14 protein-coding genes are annotated in these 15914 nt (G+C 73.5%); all 14 read left to right on the top strand.

The genetic code is table 11. The features are described from left to right. The first annotated feature begins 319 nt into the window (after positions 1-319). The 14 genes from ACWGSR_RS10335 to ACWGSR_RS10400 all read left to right on the top strand — a co-directional run bounded on the left by ACWGSR_RS10335 (position 320) and on the right by ACWGSR_RS10400 (position 15908). Positions 320-2128 carry a DUF5941 domain-containing protein gene (locus ACWGSR_RS10335; protein ID WP_453565412.1) on the top strand — a complete coding sequence of 603 codons (1809 nt, stop codon included), beginning with the start codon at positions 320-322 and terminating at the stop codon, positions 2126-2128. Next, positions 2125-2862 (top strand): phosphocholine cytidylyltransferase family protein, encoded by a 738-nt coding sequence (locus ACWGSR_RS10340; protein WP_376230784.1) that lies wholly within the window; start codon positions 2125-2127, stop codon positions 2860-2862. Before ACWGSR_RS10335 ends, ACWGSR_RS10340 begins: the two co-directional genes overlap by 4 nt. Beyond that, positions 2850-3911 carry an iron-containing alcohol dehydrogenase family protein gene (locus ACWGSR_RS10345; protein WP_376230785.1) on the top strand — a complete coding sequence of 354 codons (1062 nt, stop codon included), beginning with the start codon at positions 2850-2852 and terminating at the stop codon, positions 3909-3911. The genes ACWGSR_RS10340 and ACWGSR_RS10345 overlap by 13 nt, the downstream gene beginning before the upstream one ends. Then, a complete protein-coding gene (locus ACWGSR_RS10350; RefSeq protein WP_376230786.1) occupies positions 3889-4668 on the top strand; it encodes a CDP-alcohol phosphatidyltransferase family protein in 780 nt (259 codons plus the stop codon). Before ACWGSR_RS10345 ends, ACWGSR_RS10350 begins: the two co-directional genes overlap by 23 nt. Before the next feature lie 47 nt (positions 4669-4715). Beyond that, positions 4716-5561 (top strand): glycosyltransferase family 2 protein, encoded by an 846-nt coding sequence (locus ACWGSR_RS10355; RefSeq protein WP_376230917.1) that lies wholly within the window; start codon positions 4716-4718, stop codon positions 5559-5561. 50 nt (positions 5562-5611) lie between these two features. After that, positions 5612-6541, top strand: a complete 930-nt coding sequence (locus tag ACWGSR_RS10360) for an ABC transporter permease (RefSeq protein ID WP_376230787.1) — start codon at positions 5612-5614, stop codon at positions 6539-6541. Further along, positions 6534-7319, top strand: coding sequence for an ABC transporter ATP-binding protein (locus ACWGSR_RS10365; RefSeq protein WP_376230788.1), 786 nt, complete (start codon positions 6534-6536; stop codon positions 7317-7319). Before ACWGSR_RS10360 ends, ACWGSR_RS10365 begins: the two co-directional genes overlap by 8 nt. A 120-nt stretch (positions 7320-7439) precedes the next feature. Next, on the top strand, positions 7440-8087 hold the full coding sequence (locus tag ACWGSR_RS10370) for a TetR/AcrR family transcriptional regulator (protein ID WP_376230789.1): 648 nt from the start codon (positions 7440-7442) through the stop codon (positions 8085-8087). 312 nt (positions 8088-8399) lie between these two features. After that, a complete protein-coding gene (hpnC, locus tag ACWGSR_RS10375; RefSeq protein WP_376230790.1) occupies positions 8400-9311 on the top strand; it encodes a squalene synthase HpnC in 912 nt (303 codons plus the stop codon). Next, on the top strand, positions 9308-10258 hold the full coding sequence (gene hpnD / locus ACWGSR_RS10380; RefSeq protein ID WP_376230791.1) for a presqualene diphosphate synthase HpnD: 951 nt from the start codon (positions 9308-9310) through the stop codon (positions 10256-10258). Before hpnC ends, hpnD begins: the two co-directional genes overlap by 4 nt. 292 nt (positions 10259-10550) lie before the next feature. Further along, positions 10551-11951 (top strand): hydroxysqualene dehydroxylase HpnE, encoded by a 1401-nt coding sequence (gene hpnE / locus ACWGSR_RS10385; protein ID WP_453565283.1) that lies wholly within the window; start codon positions 10551-10553, stop codon positions 11949-11951. Continuing rightward, positions 11948-13048: a polyprenyl synthetase family protein gene (locus ACWGSR_RS10390; protein WP_366374092.1), complete on the top strand. Its 1101-nt coding sequence runs from the start codon at positions 11948-11950 to the stop codon at positions 13046-13048. Before hpnE ends, ACWGSR_RS10390 begins: the two co-directional genes overlap by 4 nt. A gap of 110 nt (positions 13049-13158) precedes the next feature. Further along, a complete protein-coding gene (gene shc / locus ACWGSR_RS10395; RefSeq protein ID WP_453565285.1) occupies positions 13159-15234 on the top strand; it encodes a squalene--hopene cyclase in 2076 nt (691 codons plus the stop codon). After that, positions 15234-15908, top strand: coding sequence for a phosphorylase family protein (locus ACWGSR_RS10400; protein WP_376230794.1), 675 nt, complete (start codon positions 15234-15236; stop codon positions 15906-15908). The genes shc and ACWGSR_RS10400 overlap by 1 nt, the downstream gene beginning before the upstream one ends. Positions 15909-15914: the final 6 nt, after the last annotated feature.

Consider the following 15914-nt stretch of genomic DNA (forward strand, 5'->3'; position numbering starts at 1 on the left):
ATATGCTCTGACCTGCGGTGATGCATTCTGGACGGGGCGTGGCGAGAAGTACTCGGAGGCGGCTCCGGAGAGGCCGCCGGGCCGGGATTCGCGGGACGGGCGGACGATCACCCATCATGATCCCCGGCGGACGGGGCGCACCGGGGCGGACACCGGTGGACCCGGGGGAGTCCTGCCCGCGAAGCCTCGGTGAACTCGTCCTTCTGTTCATCGGATAGCCTCAGCCGACGTGTCGCCGCCCGGTGCCGGGCCGCACCGCCGTGCCCGGGGCCGCCATGGGCCCCGCCGGCCCTCCGTCAGCTCCAAGGAGTGAGTTCGTCTGTCGACCGCCATCCTCACCGGCCCACCGGCACCCGGATCCTCGCTCGACGGTGATCTGCGGTCGCTCGGCTTCGACGTCCGGATCGCCTCCGGCGCCGAGGAGGCCGGCGCCCTGCTGGCCGACGTCCCGGCGGACGAGCGCGTCGCGCTCGTCGACCCCCGGTTCGTCGGCCATCTGCACGCGCTGCGCCTCACCCTCACCGACCCCCGGTTCCCGGCCGCCGCGGCGCCCGGCGCGCTCACCGCGCAGCACGAGGCCCGCCCCGCCCTGGCCCGCGCCCTGAACGGTGCCCCCACGGTCCCCGGGCCGCCCGGAACCCCCGTCGCCGACCTTCCCGGCACCCTCGCCGACGCCCTCGACGCCGACGGCGTCGCCGTGCACCGGCCCCAGCTCGGCACCCTCGTCGCCGCCGTGCCCACCGACGCCGAGGCCCGCCACGCGGCGCGCGCCGCCGTCGAGGCCGTCGACGACGAGGCGGTGCGCCTGCGCTCGGCCGTGAAGGCCCACGACGGCTTCTTCACCACCTTCTTCATCAGCCCGTACTCGCGCTACATCGCCCGCTGGTGCGCGCGCCGCGGACTGACCCCCAACCAGGTCACCACCGCCTCGCTGCTCACCGCCCTGATCGCGGCCGGCTGCGCGGCGACCGGCGAGCGCGGCGGCTACGTCGCCGCCGGCGTCCTCCTCCTCGTCTCCTTCGTCCTGGACTGCACCGACGGGCAGCTCGCCCGCTACGCGCTGAAGTACTCGACGATGGGCGCCTGGCTCGACGCCACCTTCGACCGGGCCAAGGAGTACGCCTTCTACGCGGGCCTCGCCCTCGGCGCCGCCCGGAACGGCGACGACGTCTGGGCCCTCGCGCTCGGCGCCATGGTCCTGATGACCTGCCGGCACGTCGTGGACTTCTCCTTCAACGAGGCGAACGCCGAGAGCACGGGCGCCGCGGCCAAGACCAGCCTGGCCCTCTCCAACAGGCTGGACGGCGTCGGGTGGACCGTCTGGGCCCGCCGCATGATCATCCTGCCGATCGGCGAGCGCTGGGCGATGATCGCGGTCCTCACCGCCGTCACCACCCCCCGGATCGTCTTCTGGGCCCTGATCGCCGGCTGCGCCTTCGCCGCCTGCTACACCACCGCCGGCCGCGTCCTGCGCTCCCTGACCCGCAAGGGGAGGAGGAGCGACCGGGCCGCCCGGGCGCTCGCCGACCTCACGGACTCCGGCCCGCTCGCCCGGGTCGCCGCCCGGCTCTTCCACCGCTCCGGCGACCGGAGCCTCGGGGTCGTCTTCGCCGCGATCGCGACGGCCGGCCTGCTGTTCGCCGTCCTCACGTGGCCGTTCGGCGACCGGCAGACCGTGATCGCCGCCGTCGGCTACACGATCTTCGCCGGGCTCGCCGTCGCCCAGCCCCTCAAGGGCGCCCTCGACTGGCTCGTACCGCCGCTCTTCCGCGCCGCCGAGTACACCACCGTCCTCGTCCTGGCCGCCCGCTCCGACTCCCTGGGGGCCCTTCCGGCGGCGTTCGGGCTGGTCGCGGCGGTCGCCTACCATCACTACGACACGGTGTACCGCATTCGCGGCGGCACCGGCGCGCCGCCCGCCTGGCTGGTGCGCGTCACCGGCGGACACGAGGGGCGCACGCTCCTGGTGACCGTCCTCGCCGCCCTCCTCGCGGGCCGCGGCGACGACTTCACCCTGGCACTGACGGCCCTCGCGGTCGCCGTCGCGCTGGTGGTGCTCGTGGAGTCCATCCGCTTCTGGGTCTCCGCCGGAGCACCCGCCGTTCACGACGAAGGAGAAACAGCATGATCGGTCTCGTACTGGCAGCCGGTGCCGGACGGCGTCTGCGTCCCTACACCGACACCCTTCCGAAGGCCCTCGTGCCGGTCGACGGGGACACCACGATCCTCGACCTGACCCTGAAGAACTTCGCCGAGATCGGCCTCACCGAGGTCGCGATCGTCGTCGGCTACCGCAAGGAGGCCGTCTACGACCGCAAGGAGGCCCTGGAGGCCGCGTACGGCCTCAAGATCACCCTCGTCGACAACGACAAGGCCGAGGAGTGGAACAACGCCTACTCCCTGTGGTGCGCCCGTGACGTCCTCAAGCGCGGTGTGATCCTCGCCAACGGCGACACCGTCCACCCCGTCTCCGTCGAGAAGACCCTGCTCGCCGCCCGCGGCGACGGGCAGAAGATCATCCTCGCGCTCGACACGGTGAAGAACCTCGCCGACGAGGAGATGAAGGTCATCACCGCCGAGGGCGAGGGCGTCCGGCGGATCACCAAGCTCATGGACCCCGCCACCGCCACCGGCGAGTACATCGGCGTCACCCTGATCGAGCCCGAGGCCGCCGAGGAGCTCGCCGACGCCCTCAAGGCCACCTTCGAGCGCGACCCCGACCTCTACTACGAGGACGGCTACCAGGAGCTGGTCAACCGCGGCTTCACCGTCGACGTGGCCCCCATCGGCGACGTCAAGTGGGTCGAGATCGACAACCACGACGACCTCGCGAAGGGCCGTGAGATCGCGTGCCAGTACTGACCCGGCTGATCCCGTCGCCGGTCGTCGTCGACATCCGCGGGGGAGCCCTGGACGACCTGTCCGGGCTCCTCGCGGACCAGCGGATCTCAAGCAACGGCAAGATCGCCGTCGCCATCAGCGGGGGCTCCGGCCTCAAGCTGCGCGACCGCTTCGCCGCCGAGCTGCCCGGAGCCGACTGGTACCCGGTCTCCGGCGGCACCATCGACGAGGCCGTGAAGCTCGCCGACGCCATGCGCGGCAAGCGGTACGACGCGGTGGTGGCCCTCGGCGGCGGCAAGATCATCGACGTGACCAAGTACGCGGCGGCCCGGGTCGGGCTGCCGCTGGTGGCCATCGCCACCAACCTGTCGCACGACGGCATCTGCTCGCCGGTCTCCACCCTGGACAACGACAACGGACGCGGCTCCTACGGCGTGCCGACCCCGATCGCCCTCGTCATCGACCTGGACGTGATCCGGGACGCCCCGGCGCGCTTCGTCCGCTCCGGCATCGGCGACGCGATCTCCAACCTGTCCGCCATCGCGGACTGGGAGCTCTCGCACCGCGAGACCGGCGAGAAGGTCGACGGGCTCGCCGCCGCCATGGCCCGCAGCGCGGGCGAGGCGGTGCTCCGGCACCCCGGCGGCATCGGCGACGACGACTTCCTCGTCACCCTCTCCGAGGGCCTGGTGATGTCCGGCATCGCCATGTCGATCAGCGGTGACACCCGGCCCTCGTCGGGCGCCTGCCACGAGATCAGCCACGCCTTCGACCTGCTCTTCCCGACCCGCGCGGCCAGCCACGGCGAGCAGTGCGGCCTCGGAGCGGCCTTCGCCATGCACCTGCGCGGCGCCCGCGAGGAGTCCGGGCTGATCGTCGAGACCCTGCGCCGGCACGGGCTCCCCGTACTGCCCGGGGAGATCGGCTTCACCGTGGACGAGTTCGTCCAGGCGGTCTCGTTCGCCCCGCAGACCCGACCGGGCCGCTTCACCATCCTCGAACACCTCGACCTGTCCGACGACGAGATCAGGGACGCGTACGCCGACTATGCACAAGCCATCGGTAGCTGAGCTCCGACCGGTCGTCCACCCCCCGGGCGTGAAGGACCGGCGGAGCGGCGAGCACTGGGGCGGCCGCCTGTACATGCGGGAGATCTCCCTGCGGATCACCCGGCAGCTGGCGAACACCCGGGTCACCCCCAACCAGCTGACCTACCTGATGACCGTCTTCGGCGTGCTCGCCGCCCCGGCGCTCCTCGTGCCGGGCGTCCCGGGCGCCGTCCTCGGCGTGCTCATGGTCCAGCTCTACCTGCTGCTCGACTGCGTCGACGGCGAGCTGGCCCGCTGGAAGAAGCAGTTCTCGCTCGGCGGCGTCTACCTGGACCGGGTCGGCGCCTACCTGTGCGACGCGGCGGTCCTCGTCGGCTTCGGCCTGCGCGCCGCCGACCTGTGGGGCACCGGGCGGATCGACTGGCTGTGGGCCTTCCTGGGCACCCTCGCCGCCCTCGGCGCCATCCTGATCAAGGCCGAGACCGACCTCGTCGGCGTCGCCCGCCACCAGGGCGGCCTCCCGCCGGTCAAGGAGTCCGCGTCCGAGCCGCGCTCCTCCGGCATGGCGCTGGCCCGCCGGGCCGCCGCCGCGCTCAAGTTCCACCGGCTGATCCTGGGGATCGAGGCCTCCCTGCTCATCCTGGTCCTCGCGATCGCGGACCAGGTCAGGGGCGACCTCTTCTTCTCCCGGCTCGGCGTCGCCGTCCTCGCCGGCATCGCCCTGCTCCAGACCCTGCTGCACCTGGTGTCGATCCTGGTCTCCAGCAGGCTGAAGTGAGGTCGGCCGTGAACACGCCGCTCAGGGTGGGTGCCGTCGTCATCACGATGGGCAACCGCCCCGACGACCTGCGCGCCCTGATCGACTCGGTCGCCGCGCAGGAGGGCGACCCGGTCGAGGTCGTCGTCGTCGGCCAGGGCACCCCGGTCACCGGGGTGCCCGGCTGGGTCCGCACCGTCGACCTGCCCGAGAACGTAGGCATCCCCGCCGGCCGGAACGTCGGCATCGAGGCCTTCGGCCCCGGCGGCACCGACGTCGACGTCCTCCTCTTCCTCGACGACGACGGCCTGCTCGCCCACGCCGACACCGCCGAGCTGGTCCGCCAGGCCTTCACCGCCGACCCGCGCCTCGGCATCATCAGCTTCCGCATCGCCGATCCGGAGACCGGTGCCACCCAGCGCCGGCACGTGCCGCGGCTGCGCGCCGCCGACCCGATGCGCTCCTCGCGGGTGACCACCTTCCTCGGCGGCGCCAACGCCGTCCGCACCAAGGTCTTCGCCGAAGTCGGCGGGCTGCCGGACGAGTTCTTCTACGCGCACGAGGAGACCGACCTCGCCTGGCGGGCGCTCGACGCCGACTGGATGATCGACTACCGTTCCGACATGGTGCTGCTGCACCCCACGACAGCACCTTCCCGGCACGCCTCCTACCACTTCAACGTGGCTCGCAACCGAGTGTGGCTGGCCCGTCGCAATCTGCCCGCGCCCCTGGTGCCGGCCTATCTCGGCGTCTGGCTGCTGCTCACTCTGGCCCGGCGGCCCTCGCTCTCCGCCCTGAAGGCGTGGTGCGGCGGATTCCGGGCGGGCTGGACCACCCCCTGCGGACCGCGCCGACCCATGAGGTGGCGTACGGTGTGGCGGCTGACCCGGCTGGGTCGCCCCCCGGTCGTCTGACATCGTGGTACCCGACGTGCCGCGTTTCTTGAACACGAAAGTTTCGACTTGTGAGTGACACACACCAGGGCGGGGCGGTCGCGACGAGCGCGCCCCCGTCCGTCGACGAGGGCCTGGCTCCGGCCGACCTTGCCGCGAAGTACGGCCTCTCGGTCAGCGGCGCCCGGCCCGGGCTGTTCGAGTACGTCCGCGAGCTGTGGAGCCGCCGCCACTTCATCCTGGCCTTCTCCTCCGCCAAGCTGACCGCCCAGTACAGCCAGGCGAAGCTGGGCCAGGTGTGGCAGGTGGCGACGCCGCTCCTGAACGCCCTGGTCTACTACCTGATCTTCGGCCTCATCCTCGGCGCCGGCCGCGGCATGAGCAAGGAGGTCTACATCCCCTTCCTGGTCACCGGCATCTTCGTGTTCACCTTCACCCAGAGCTCGGTGATGGCCGGCGTCCGGGCGATCTCGGGCAACCTCGGCCTCGTCCGGGCCCTGCACTTCCCGCGCGCCTCGCTGCCCGTCTCCTTCTCGCTCCAGCAGCTCCAGCAGCTGCTGTACTCGATGATCGTGCTCGTGGCGATCGCGATCTTCTTCGGCAGCTACCCCTCGCTCCGCTGGCTGCTGATGGTCCCGGCGCTGTTCCTGCAGTTCGTCTTCAACGTCGGCCTGGCGATGATCATGGCCAGGATGGGCGCCAAGACGCCCGACCTCGCCCAGCTCATGCCGTTCGTCATGCGCACCTGGATGTACGCCTCGGGCGTGATGTTCTCCATCCCCGCGATGCTCGCCGACAAGCCCGCCTGGATCGCCGACATCCTCATGTACAACCCGGCGGCGGTCTACATGGACCTGATCCGCTTCTCCCTCATCGAGGGCTACGGCGCGGAGAACCTGCCGGCCCACGTCTGGATGACCGCCCTCGGCTGGGCCCTGGCCTTCGGCATCGGTGGTTTCGTCTACTTCTGGAAGGCCGAGGAGAGGTACGGCCGTGGCTGACACGAACCGGTCCAACGTTCCCACCGTCATCTGCGACGAGGTCCACATCGTCTACCGGGTCAACGCCGGGGGCGGCGGCAAGGGCAGCGCCACGGCGGCGCTCAGCCGGATCGTCGGCCGCGGCAACGCCGAGGTGACCCGGGGCGTCCGCAAGGTCCACGCGGTCCGCGGCGTCACCTTCACCGCCTACCGGGGCGAGGCCATCGGCCTCATCGGCTCCAACGGCTCCGGCAAGTCCACGCTGCTGCGCGCCATCGCGGGCCTGCTCCCCACCGAGAGCGGCAAGGTCTACACCGACGGCCAGCCCTCGCTCCTGGGCGTCAACGCGGCCCTGATGAACGACCTCACCGGCGAGCGCAACGTGATCCTCGGCGGCCTCGCCATGGGCATGAGCCGCGAGGAGGTCCGCTCCCGCTACGAGGGCATCGTCGACTTCTCCGGCATCAACGAGAAGGGCGACTTCATCAGCCTGCCCATGCGCACGTACTCCTCCGGCATGGGCGCCCGGCTCCGCTTCGCCATCGCGGCCGCCAAGAACCACGACGTCCTCCTCATCGACGAGGCCCTCGCCACCGGTGACCGCAAGTTCCAGATCCGCTCCGAGGAGCGCATCCGCGAGCTGCGCAAGGAGGCCGGCACGGTCTTCCTGGTGAGCCACAGCAACAAGTCCATCCGGGACACCTGCGACCGGGTGCTCTGGCTGGAGAAGGGCCAGCTCCTCATGGACGGCCCCACGGAGGAGGTCCTCAAGGCGTACGAGCGGGAGACCGCCCGCTGAGTGCCCCCCGCCCGAGGTTCCCGCCCCCGTCGCAGCTCCTGCGCCGGGGGCGGTGCCGTTTCCGCGCGCCGTGCGTCCGCCCGGAATGTTCATGCGGTCAACATCGGGCAGGATGAGCCCATGGCAGCGATCTCGGGGGGAAAGACCTACCACCACGGCGATCTGCGGAACGCGCTGATCTGCGCGGCCGTCGGCCTCGCCACCGAGGGCGGGCCGGAGCGGGTCGTGCTGCGCGAGGCGGCCCGCCGGGTCGGCGTCTCGCCCACCGCCGCCTACCGGCACTTCGACGGCCGGGGCGAACTCCTCCGCGCGGTCAGGGCCCACGCGCAGCGGGTGCTCGCCGACTCCATGGAGCGCGCCGCCGCCGGCGAACCCGGCGCCGACGACCCGGTCCTCGCGGCCGAGCGCCGGCTCGCCGCCCTCTGCCGGGGGTACGTCGGCTTCGCCGTGGAGCAGCCGGGGCTCTACCGGGCCGCGTTCTGCCTGCCCCGCCCGGCCGGGACGGCCGCCCCGGTGCCGGAGCGGCAGCCGCACGAGCCCGAGATCCGGGCGTTCACCCTGCTCGGCGAGGCCCTCGACGCCCTCGCCCGGAGCAACGCCCCGCAGCGAACCGTCCGCCCGGCCGCCGGTGTCGCAGCGTGGTCGGCCGTGCACGGACTGTCACTTCTGCTGCTCGAAGGGCCTCTTCGCCGCCTTCCCGCGCAGCGCAGGAACGCCGTCGTCGAGTCCACCCTCGCCATGGTCGTCACCGGGACACGCGCTCCCTGAATTCCCGTCCGCTCCGAACTCCCTTGATCCATCGTCGGGTTGACGGCCCGCGCGGACGAAGTTCCTGGTGCGCGCCACCCCGGAATGGCGACGGTCGTCGTACAACGTAAGCTGGACCGGTCTGTTTCGCGGCAAGTAGGGCGATACCCCACGGCCATCGGGCCCCGGGTGGCGGCCCTACGGGCAGGGGTCGGCGGCGTGTCCGAAATAGGATGGATTGGGTCAGCAGTGTAGAACGGGAGACGTGACGGCCATGACGCAGAATCTCCAGCTCCACGAGGGTGTCGCCGTCCCTCCGTCGGGCAGCGACCGGTGACGGACCCCCGGCAGGCGCGCCCCGGCGCCACCTCGCGGGCCACACTCGGCAAGGCGGCGGACGAGAACTTCCCCGTCGCCCCCTTCTTCCTGCCCCGCGCCTGGCGCGACGACCTCATGGCCGTCTACGGCTACGCCCGGCTCGTCGACGACATCGGCGACGGCGACCTCGCCCCCGGCGGCGCCGACGCCCGGTACCTCGGCGTCCCCCCGGAGGAGGCCGGTGACCGGCTCGTCCTCCTCGACGCCCTGGAGGCCGACCTCCACCGCGTCTACGGCTCCACCCCGCGCCACCCCCTGCTGCGCGCCCTCCGGCCGACCGTCGAGCGGTGCGGGCTCGCCCCCGAGCCCTTCCTCGGCCTGATCGCCGCCAACCGCCAGGACCAGCTGGTCGGCCGGTACGAGACGTACGACGACCTCCTCGCGTACTGCGAGCTCTCCGCCAACCCCGTCGGCCGCCTCGTCCTCGGGATCACCGGCACCGCCACCCCCGAGCGGATCCGCCTCTCCGACGGCATCTGCACCGCCCTCCAGATCGTCGAGCACCTCCAGGACGTCGCCGAGGACCTCGGCCGCGACCGGATCTACCTGCCCGCCGAGGACCTCAAGAGGTTCCACGTCACCGAGGACGACCTCGCCCGGCCCACCGCCGGAGCCTCCGTCCGCGCCCTGATCGCCTTCGAGGCCGAGCGGGCCCGGGAACTGCTCCACGCGGGCACCCCCCTCGTCGGCAGCGTCCACGGCCGCCTCCGCCTGCTCCTGGCCGGATTCACCGCCGGGGGCCTCGCGGCCCTCGACGCGATCACCGACGCGGGATTCGACGTACTGACCGGCCCGCCGGGGCCCACCAAGCCGAGCCTGATGCGCCGGGCGGGAGAGGTCCTGCTCCGGGCGCGGAGAGAGGGGTGACCGTGACCGTGGAGGGACAGCACCAGCCGTCCGCACCGGTACAGGCCGCCTACAGCTACTGCGAGGCGGTCACCGGGCAGCAGGCCCGCAACTTCGCCTACGGGATCCGGCTGCTGCCGGCCGAGAAGCGCCAGGCGATGTCCGCGCTCTACGCCTTCTCGCGGCGCGTGGACGACATCGGCGACGGCACGCTCGCGCCCGGCGAGAAGAAGGAGCGCCTGGAGGCCACCCGGGACCTGCTCGACCGGATCCGCTCCGACAAGATCGACGAGGACGACACCGACCCGGTCGCCGTCGCCCTCGCCGACTCCGCCCGGCGCTTCCCGATCCCGCTCGACGGCCTCGACGAGCTCATCGACGGCGTCCTCATGGACGTCCACGGCGCCACCTACGAGACCTGGGACGACCTCAAGGTCTACTGCCGCTGCGTCGCCGGCGCCATCGGCCGCCTCTCCCTCGGCGTCTTCGGCACCCAGCCGGGCGCCCACGGCGCCGACCGCGCGCCCGAGTACGCCGACACCCTGGGGCTCGCGCTCCAACTCACCAACATCCTCAGGGACGTGCGCGAGGACGCGGAGAACGGGCGCACCTACCTGCCCGCCGACGACCTCGCCAAGTTCGGCTGCGGGGACGGCTTCGGCGGACCCCTGCCCGAGGGCTCCGACTTCGCCGGGCTCGTCCACTTCGAAGTGCGGCGCGCCCGCGCGCTGTTCGCCGAGGGCTACCGGCTCCTCCCCGTGCTCGACCGGCGCAGCGGCGCCTGCGTCGCCGCCATGGCCGGCATCTACCGGCGCCTGCTCGACCGGATCGAGCGCGACCCGGAGGCGGTCCTGCGCGGCCGCGTCTCGCTGCCGGGCCGCGAGAAGGCGTACGTCGCGGTGCGCGGCCTCTCCGGCCTCGACACCCGCCACATCGCCCGGCGCGACGTCAGGAGGCGCACCCGATGAGCCCCCACGCGCCGACCCTCCCGGCCGCCCCTGCAGCCGCGCCCCGCACGGCGGTCGGCACCGGTATCCGTACGGCCGCCTGCACCGGCTTTCGTACGGCCGCCGGCACCGGCTTTCGTACGGCCGCCGGCACCGGCCCCCGTACGGCCGTCGCTTCCGCGGCAACCCGTGGCGCCGTCCCGGCGTCCCTGACCACGGCCGTGGCGCACGGCCCGCGACCGGCCCCGCCGACCCCGGCCCCACCGGCCCCGTCCGCGACGGGCCCGGACACGACGAAACGATCGGAGGCCGCGTGACCCGCGACGCAATCGGGCAGGGCGCCCGGCAGGCCCACGCCGTCGTCGTCGGCGGCGGGCTCGCCGGGACCACCGCCGCGCTCCAGCTCGCCGACGCGGGCGTCCGCGTCACCCTCCTCGAAGGCCGGCCCCGGCTCGGCGGCCTCGCCTTCTCCTTCCGCCGCGGCGAACTGACCGTCGACAACGGGCAGCACGTCTACCTGCGCTGCTGCACCGCCTACCGCTGGTTCCTCGACCGGATCGACGGCGCCGGCCTCGCCCCCGTGCAGGACCGCCTCGACGTGCCCGTCCTCGACGTCGGCCACCGCCGCGGCCCCCGGCTCGGCCGGATCCGCCGCGACGATCTGCCCGTCCCGCTCCACCTCGCCCGCAGCCTGGCGACCTACCCCCACCTCAGCGCCGTCGAGCGCGTGAGCGTCGGCCGGGCCGCCCTCGCCCTGAGCCGGCTCGACCCCGCCGACCCCGCCCTCGACGGCATCGACTTCGCCACCTGGCTCGGCCGCCACGGGCAGTCCCCGCGCGCCGTCGAGGCCCTGTGGGACCTGGTCGGCGTCGCCACCCTCAACGCCACCGCCCCGCACGCCTCCATGGGCCTGGCCGCCATGGTCTTCAAGACCGGACTCCTCTCCGAGCCCGGCGCCGCCGACATCGGCTGGGCCCGCGTCCCGCTCGGCGAACTCCACGACACCCTGGCCGGGAAGGCCCTCGCCGCCGCCGGGGTGCGCACCGAACTGCGCACCAAGGCCGAGCGGATCTCCCGCACCGGCGACGGGCGCTGGACCGTGGAGGTGCCCGGCGAGACCATCGAGGCCGACACCGTCGTCCTCGCCGTACCGCAGCACGAGACCCACGCCCTGCTGCCCGAGGGCGCCCTCGACGACCCCGACCGGCTCCTCGACATCGGCACCGCGCCCATCCTCAACCTGCACGTCGTCTACGACCGCAAGGTGCTGAAGCGGCCCTTCTTCACCGCCCTCGGCTCCCCGGTGCAGTGGGTCTTCGACCGCACCGACGCCTCCGGGCTCAAGGGCGGCGGCCAGTACCTCGCCGTCTCCCAGTCCGCCGCCCAGGACGACATCGAGGAGCCCGTCGCCGTCCTGCGCGAGCGCTACCTCCCGGAGCTGGAGCGGCTGCTGCCCGCCGCCCGCGGCGCCGGGGTGCGCGACTTCTTCGTCACCAGGGAGCGGACGGCGACGTTCGACCCCGCCCCGGGCGTCGGCCGGCTCCGCCCCGGCGCCCGCACCCGGGCACCGGGCCTCCATCTGGCCGGAGCCTGGACCGCCACCGGCTGGCCCGCGACCATGGAGGGGGCCGTCCGCAGTGGTTTCAGCGCCGCGGGCGCGGCGCTCTCCGCCCTCGGCCGCCGCCATGACCATCCGCTGCAGGAGGCGGTATGAGTGTGAGTACCGGAACAAGAGGAGAGACCGTGCCGACAGCGCCGCCGGGACACCCGGCCGTCGACACCGCGGACGTGTCCGCACTGCTGGAGCGGGGACGGACCCTGTCCACCCCCGTACTGCGGGCGGCCGTCGACCGCCTCGCGCCGCCCATGGACACCGTGGCCGCCTACCACTTCGGCTGGATCGACGCGCAGGGCAACCCCGCGGACGGCGACGGCGGCAAGGCCGTCCGCCCGGCCCTCGCCCTGCTGTCGGCCGAGGCCGCGGGCGCCGCGCCCGAGGTCGGGATCCCCGGCGCCGTCGCCGTGGAGCTCGTCCACAACTTCTCGCTCCTCCACGACGACCTGATGGACGGCGACGAGCAGCGCCGCCACCGCGACACCGTGTGGAAGGTGCACGGCCCCGCGCAGGCCATCCTCGTCGGCGACGCCCTCTTCGCCCTCGCCAACGAGCTGCTCCTCGAACTCGGCACCGTCGAGGCCGGCCGGGCCACCCGCCGGCTCACCACGGCCACCCGCAAGCTCATCGACGGACAGGCCCAGGACATCTCCTACGAGCACCGCGAGCGGGTCACCGTCGAGGAGTGCCTGGAGATGGAGGGCAACAAGACCGGCGCCCTCCTGGCCTGCGCCGTCTCCATCGGCGCCGTCCTCGGCGGGGCCGACGACCGGACCGCCGACAAGCTGGAGGAGTACGGCTACCACCTCGGCCTCGCCTTCCAGGCCGTCGACGACCTGCTCGGCATCTGGGGCGACCCGGAGTCCACCGGCAAGCAGACCTGGAGCGACCTGCGCCAGCGCAAGAAGTCCCTGCCCGTCGTCGCCGCCCTCGCCGCCGGCGGACCGGCCTCCGAGCGGCTCGGCGAGCTGCTCGCCGCGGACGCCAAGTCCACCGAGTTCGACTCCTTCTCCGAGGAGGAGTTCGCCTTCCGGGCCGCCCTCATCGAGGAGGCCGGGGGCCGGGAGTGGACCTCCCAGGAGGCCCGCCGCCAGCACGCCGTCGCGATCGCGGCCCTGGACGAGGTGGACATGCCCGCCCGGGTGCGGGACCAGCTCGTCGCCCTCGCCGACTTCGTGGTCGTACGGAAGAGATGATCACCATCACCCTGATATGAGTTCGCGGTCGCCGGCCGGTGCCCCACCCGGCGCCGGCCGACGGCAGACCCGCAGGAGCAGAAGGAAACAGACTGCACGAAGGGGAAGCCATGACAGCGACGACCGACGGAAACGCCGGGGCCGTGAGCCCCCGGACGGCCGTGGCCGGCGAGACGACCGACACCGCCCTCCCGGAGGGGACTGCCCCCGCGGCGGGAAGAGCCCGCCCGGAGGGGACCGCCCCCGTGCCGGGAAGAGCCCGCCCGGAGGGGGCGGACCCCGTCCAGGGAAGACTCGACGAGACCGCCGCGCGGGCCGCGGCACGGGCCGCCGAGCACCTCCTCGCCCGCCAGGACCCGGCGGGCTGGTGGAAGGGCGACCTGGAGACCAACGTCACCATGGACGCCGAGGACCTGCTCCTCCGCCAGTTCTTGGGCATCCTCGACCCCGACACCACCCGGGCCGCGGCCCTCCACATCCGCCGCGAACAGCGCGAGGACGGCGCCTGGACCACCTTCTACGGCGGACCCGGCGAACTCTCCGCCACCGTCGAGGCCTACGTGGCCCTGCGGCTCGCCGGGGACCCGCCCGAGGCGCCGCACATGGCCCGCGCCTCCGCCTGGGTACGCGCCCGCGGCGGCATCGCGTCCGCCCGGGTCTTCACCCGGATCTGGCTCGCCCTCTTCGGCTGGTGGCGCTGGGAGGACCTGCCCGAGCTGCCCCCCGAGCTGCTCTTCCTGCCCAAGTGGTTCCCGCTCAACATCTACGACTTCGGCTGCTGGGCCCGTCAGACGATCGTGCCGCTCACCGTGGTCTCCGCCAAGCGCCCGGTCCGCCCCGCGCCCTTCCCGCTCGACGAGCTGCACACCGACCCGGCCCGCCCGAACCCGCCCCGCCCGCTCGCCCCGACGACCGGCTGGGACGGGATCTTCCAGCGGCTCGACAAGGCGCTGCACCTCTACCACCGGGTGGCGCCGCGCCCGCTGCGCAGGGTGGCCATGGACCTCGCCGCGCGGTGGATCGTCGAGCGCCAGGAGAACGACGGCTGCTGGGGCGGCATCCAGCCCCCCGCCGTCTACTCGATCATCGCCCTCCACCTCCTCGGTCACGACCTCGGCCACCCCGTCATGCGGGCCGGTCTGGAGTCGCTCGACCGGTTCGCCGTCCGGCGCGAGGACGGCTCCCGGATGGTCGAGGCCTGCCAGTCCCCGGTCTGGGACACCTGCCTCGCCACCATCGCCCTCGCCGACGCCGGGCTCCCGCCCGACCACCCGGCCCTGGTGAAGGCCGCCGACTGGATGCTCGACGAGGAGATCACCCGGACCGGGGACTGGGCGGTGCGCCGGCCCGGACTCCCGCCGGGCGGCTGGGCGTTCGAGTTCCACAACGACAACTACCCCGACACCGACGACACCGCCGAGGTCGTGCTCGCCCTGCGCCGGGTCCGGCACCCCGACCCCGCCCGGGTCGAGGCCGCCGCCGCCCGGGGCGCGCGCTGGACCCTCGGCATGCAGTCCCGCAACGGCGCCTGGGGGGCCTTCGACGCCGACAACACCAGCCCCTTCCCCAACAAGCTGCCCTTCTGCGACTTCGGCGAGGTCGTCGACCCGCCCTCCGCCGACGTCACCGCCCACGTGGTGGAGATGCTGGCCCACGAGGGCCTGGCCCACGATCCCCGCACCCAGCGGGGGATCGAGTGGCTGCTCGCCGAACAGGAGCCGCACGGCGGCTGGTTCGGCCGCTGGGGCGTCAACCACGTGTACGGGACGGGGTCGGTGCTCCCGGCCCTCGCCGCCGCCGGGATCCCCGCCTCCCACCCGGCGGTCCGCCGGGCCGTCGCCTGGCTCGGCTCCGTGCAGAACGAGGACGGCGGCTGGGGCGAGGACCTCCGCTCGTACCAGGACGAGCAGTGGGTCGGACGCGGCGCCTCCACCGCCTCCCAGACCGCGTGGGCGCTGATCGCGCTGCTCGCGGCGGGCGAGCGCGAGTCCGAGCCGGTCCGCCGGGGGATCTCCTGGCTGGTCGAGACCCAGCTCCCGGACGGCTCGTGGGACGAGCCGTACTTCACCGGCACCGGCTTCCCCTGGGACTTCTCGATCAACTACCACCTCTACCGCCAGGTCTTCCCCCTGACGGCGCTCGGCCGTTACGTGTACGGGGAGCCGACGCCCCGCCGGGAGGGCTGATGGGCCGCGCGCCGGCCCCCGGCGCCGCCACCCCGCCGCTGCTGATCGCCTGCGCGCTCGGCATCGAGCAGCTCGCCCTGCGCAGCGGCGACCGGGGCGGCGCCCCCGGCCCGGTCACCGTGCTGCGGACGGGCATGGGGCCCGCACGGGCCCGGGAGGCGGTCTCCCGGGCGCTGGGGGAGCGGCACCGGTGGGACGCGGCCGTGATCGCCTCCGGGTTCTGCGCGGGGCTCGCCCCGGGCATGCACCCCGGGGACCTGGTCGTCGCCGACGAGACCCGCGGGCCCGGCGGCTCGACCTCGTGCACCGGCACGGACCTGCTGGTGAAGGCCCTGGTCAAGGCGGTGCCGGGGCGGTCCGTGCACGTCGGCCCGCTGTCCGGCTCCGACCACGTGGTGCGGGGCCCCGAGCGGGCCGCGCTGCGCGGCACCGGGGCGATCGCCGTCGACATGGAGTCCGCCGCGACCCTGCGCACCGCACGGGCCGCCGGAGCCTTCGGGGAGGGGCCGGGCGCGCGTCCGGTTGCGGCCGTCCGGGTGGTCGTGGACGCTCCAGAGCATGAGCTGGTCCGCATTGGGACGGTACGCGGGGGAATATCGGCCTTTCGCGTCCTTCGTTCCGTGCTTCCCGCTTTCTACGAATGGCACCGTTCTTTGCTGCTCCCCAGGAGGTGAGCGAGT

This window comes from Streptomyces sp. NPDC055632 (genome assembly GCF_053618675.1).